The organism is Pseudomonas thermotolerans DSM 14292 (assembly GCF_000364625.1).
Taxonomy (GTDB): Bacteria; Pseudomonadota; Gammaproteobacteria; order Pseudomonadales; family Pseudomonadaceae; genus Aquipseudomonas; species Aquipseudomonas thermotolerans.
Genome location: NZ_KB822651.1, coordinates 1 through 2,928, shown reverse-complemented (window position 1 = coordinate 2,928; position 2,928 = coordinate 1). Strand labels below are relative to the sequence as shown.

At 59.9% G+C, this 2,928-nt stretch carries 4 protein-coding genes and 2 pseudogenes; 5 read left to right on the top strand and 1 reads right to left on the bottom strand.

Features of this window, described 5'->3' with window-relative positions; all coding sequences use genetic code 11:
* The 4 genes and pseudogenes from H165_RS18865 to H165_RS19800 form a co-directional block, all read left to right on the top strand.
* Positions 1–267, top strand: a pseudogene (locus H165_RS18865) (alkaline phosphatase); the annotation flags it as partial.
* Between the two features lie 90 nt (positions 268–357).
* Positions 358–1,308 carry a recombination directionality factor gene (locus H165_RS0117885; RefSeq protein WP_017940294.1) on the top strand — a complete coding sequence of 317 codons (951 nt, stop codon included), beginning with the start codon at positions 358–360 and terminating at the stop codon, positions 1,306–1,308.
* A complete protein-coding gene (gene radC, locus H165_RS0117880; RefSeq protein ID WP_017940293.1) occupies positions 1,280–1,777 on the top strand; it encodes a RadC family protein in 498 nt (165 codons plus the stop codon). Before H165_RS0117885 ends, radC begins: the two co-directional genes overlap by 29 nt.
* Positions 1,778–1,786: 9 nt before the next feature.
* Positions 1,787–1,960, top strand: coding sequence for a hypothetical protein (locus H165_RS19800; protein WP_017940292.1), 174 nt, complete (start codon positions 1,787–1,789; stop codon positions 1,958–1,960).
* Positions 1,961–2,029: 69 nt separating this feature from the next.
* Here H165_RS19800 and H165_RS19450 read toward each other — a convergent pair whose 3' ends face one another.
* Positions 2,030–2,305 (bottom strand): type II toxin-antitoxin system RelE family toxin, encoded by a 276-nt coding sequence (locus tag H165_RS19450; protein ID WP_081609390.1) that lies wholly within the window; start codon positions 2,303–2,305, stop codon positions 2,030–2,032.
* Here H165_RS19450 and H165_RS0117870 point away from each other — a divergent pair.
* Positions 2,271–2,753: pseudogene (locus H165_RS0117870) on the top strand (efflux RND transporter permease subunit); the annotation flags it as partial. The gene H165_RS19450 and the pseudogene H165_RS0117870 sit on opposite strands and share 35 nt — an antisense overlap.
* Positions 2,754–2,928: the final 175 nt, after the last annotated feature.

Below are 2,928 nucleotides of genomic sequence, written 5' to 3'. Positions count from 1 at the left end.
GCGGGACTCACCGCCGCCTTCATCGAGTTAAAGGCGCTGCGCCAGTCGATTGCCGACAAGGAAAAGCGCGAGGCTGAGCTCAAGCAGATGCTGCAGCAGGCCATGGGCGATGCCAGCAGGGCAGAGTTCTCCAGCGGTTACATCTCCTGGCGCAAGGCCAAGGACAGCATCGGTCTCGATGTAGCTCAACTGCTCCAGGACAAGCCCTACCTGCAGGCCAGGTATCCACTGAGGAAACCCGGTGCGCGGCGTTTCCTGGTCGGCTGATTTCAACCTCTCTCAACCATTCCCTCCCCTTGGCCAGCCATGCAGTTCGCGCTGCATGGCTGGCCTTTTTTCATTTTCAGGAGAACCACCATGCTCAAAGGTTTGGCTATCACACCGCCGGTGCTCGGACGCATCTCGATAGGCAAGGTCGTCGAGAAGAACGGCAAGCGCCTGCCGGAGAAGGATGACCAGTTCACCATCACCTCCCAGGTACAAGGCAAGGACGGCTGGCTGTTGCACCCGCTCAATGACGAACTGCGCCAGGGCAAGGACGACAAGCTGCGCAGCATCCCGGTACGCCTGCTGTTCAACGAACCCGAGCTGAATTTTCGGGCCGACTACACCCTGTTCGACCGGCAGTCCGGGCGGCCGCTGTGCGTGGGCAATGGCGAGACCTGCAAGCGGCTCACGCAGGATGGCATGCAGTCGCTGCCCTGCCCTTCACCGGATGCCTGCCCGCTGGCCAAAGGCGGTGCCTGCAAGCCCTATGGCCGGCTGAACGTTGTCATTGGCGATGACGACCCGCTGGGTAGCTTCGTATTCCGCACCACCGGCTTCAACAGCATCCGCACCCTCGTCGCTCGCCTGCATTACTTCCAGGCCATCTCGGGCAATCGCCTGGCCTGCCTGCCACTGGAACTGCGTCTACGGGGGAAGTCGACGCGACAAAGCCACGGCACGCCGATCTTCTACGCCGACCTAACGGTACGTGGCGGCATGGATATGGCCGAGGCATTGGTAACAGCCAATGAACTCGATTCACAACGACAGGTTGCAGGCTTCAATCAGGTTGCGCTGGATGAAGCTGCACGACGCGGATTCAGCAATGGTGCCTTCGAGGACAGCGAGGAGGATGTCGGCGCCCTCGTTGAAGAGTTTTACCCCGAGGTTGAAGCACCTGCTGCAGCGCCCACCGCTCCACTCAACCCCACCAAACCCAGCCTGGCTGAAAAGCTCGACGCACAAGCTGCTCGCCAAACCTCATCTTCAGATCAAGACCAAGGAGGCCGCCATGCGCCTGCACAAGCTCAAAGCCAATGAAACGACCGGCACCTACCTGGTCGAATCGCCGGTCACTGAAACCGACATCCTGCTGATGGCCCGCCAGTTAGCCACTCTGCGCCTTCGCCGGGGACGCGCACTGACCTCTCCTAAAGAGGTGTTCAGCCACTTGCAGGCGCTGCTGGCCGACTACGAGCATGAAGTGTTCGCCCTGCTCATGCTCGACAGCCGCCACCGGGTGGTAGCGTTTGAGGAAGTGTTTCGCGGCACCCTGGACGGAGCCAGTGTCTACCCGAGGGAGGTCGTGAAGATCGCCCTTGAGCACAACGCTGCCGCAATGATCCTGGTGCACAACCACCCCTCAGGTGATCCCGAGCCCAGCCAGGCCGACCGTGTATTAACCAGCAAGCTGAAGGACGCACTGAGCCTGGTCGGCGTCAGGACGCTCGACCACATCGTGGTAGGGCATGAAGGTTGTACATCACTAGCAGAGCAGGGCTATCTGTAAGGAGGCGGTATGAAGTTACTGCTACGCACCTTCGCCACTGTATTCGTATTTGCCGGCATCCTCGCTGGCTGCCTGGCAATGTTGCTGCTGGTGATTCTGATGGTGCGCTTTCTACCATTGCTGATTGCCGTGGTGTTGGCGTGCTGGATCTACCGGAAGCAGAAAGTAAGAATGAACCCTTGAACGGTGAGCCAGCGTGGGTAGTCGAAAGACTGCCTGCAATGGCTCTCACTTCTTCTTTTGCCCTGGTAGCTAACGCTTACCTGCTGCCTTGTAAGCTGCACTTCGTTCACGCTTGCCCACTGCAACCACAATCACAACCACCCGATCATCTTCGACCCGATAGACCAATCGATAGCCTGCTGTTCGGAGCTTGATCTTGTAGTGCCCAGGCAGATCCCTGAGGGCATCAGCCTGTACCTTTGGTGCTTCCAGCCGCTCACGCAGTTTTTTCTTTGCCTGCTCACGCACCGTATGACCCAGCTTCTCCCATTCCTTCAGCCGCTTCAGCGAGGCCCTGCTGATCATGGCCACCCTGCCCTTCGCCCTGTCGGGGGGCATCTGGCTGCTCTATTGGTTCGGCTTCAACTTGTCGGTGGCCACTGGGGTCGGCTTCATTGCCCTGGCCGGCGTCTCAGCCGAGTTCGGGGTGATCATGCTCTTGTATCTGAGGAACGCCTGGCATGCTCGGCTGGACTCTGGACGCAGCGGTGATCCGGCCCTGCTTGAGGCCATTCGTGAGGGCGCGGTGCTGCGCGTGAGGCCTAAGGTGATGACGGTGGCCGTGATCATCGCCGGCCTGCTGCCGATCCTCTGGGGCGGCGGTGCCGGTTCCGAAGTGATGAAGCGCATCGCCGCGCCCATGGTCGGCGGCATGATTACCGCGCCGCTGATGTCCATGCTGGTTTTGCCGGCCGCCTACTGGCTGATGCGAAGGCAGCGTACACAGAAGGTTCGCGCACCACAGGAGATATAGCTTTACAAACCCGGGCAAGCCACGCGCCAAGCTGACTCGCCCGGGTAACGCGGCAGGAAGCATTACGGCGATGTAACTTTGGGCGGATGCAGAAACTGAGTGCAACACAGTCATTGAATTGAAGCCGGAGCATCATGCCGCATAGCGATCGCTTTCTGCACGACCTCGCTCATGA

Bases quoted from the DNA above. Each gene is read 5' to 3' on its own strand.
- H165_RS0117885 (WP_017940294.1), top strand. From the start codon at position 358: ATGCTCAAAGGTTTGGCTATCACACCGCCGGTGCTCGGACGCATCTCG.
- H165_RS19800 (WP_017940292.1), top strand. From the start codon at position 1,787: ATGAAGTTACTGCTACGCACCTTCGCCACTGTATTCGTATTTGCCGGC.
- radC (WP_017940293.1), top strand. From the start codon at position 1,280: ATGCGCCTGCACAAGCTCAAAGCCAATGAAACGACCGGCACCTACCTG.
- H165_RS19450 (WP_081609390.1), bottom strand. From the start codon at position 2,305: ATGATCAGCAGGGCCTCGCTGAAGCGGCTGAAGGAATGGGAGAAGCTG.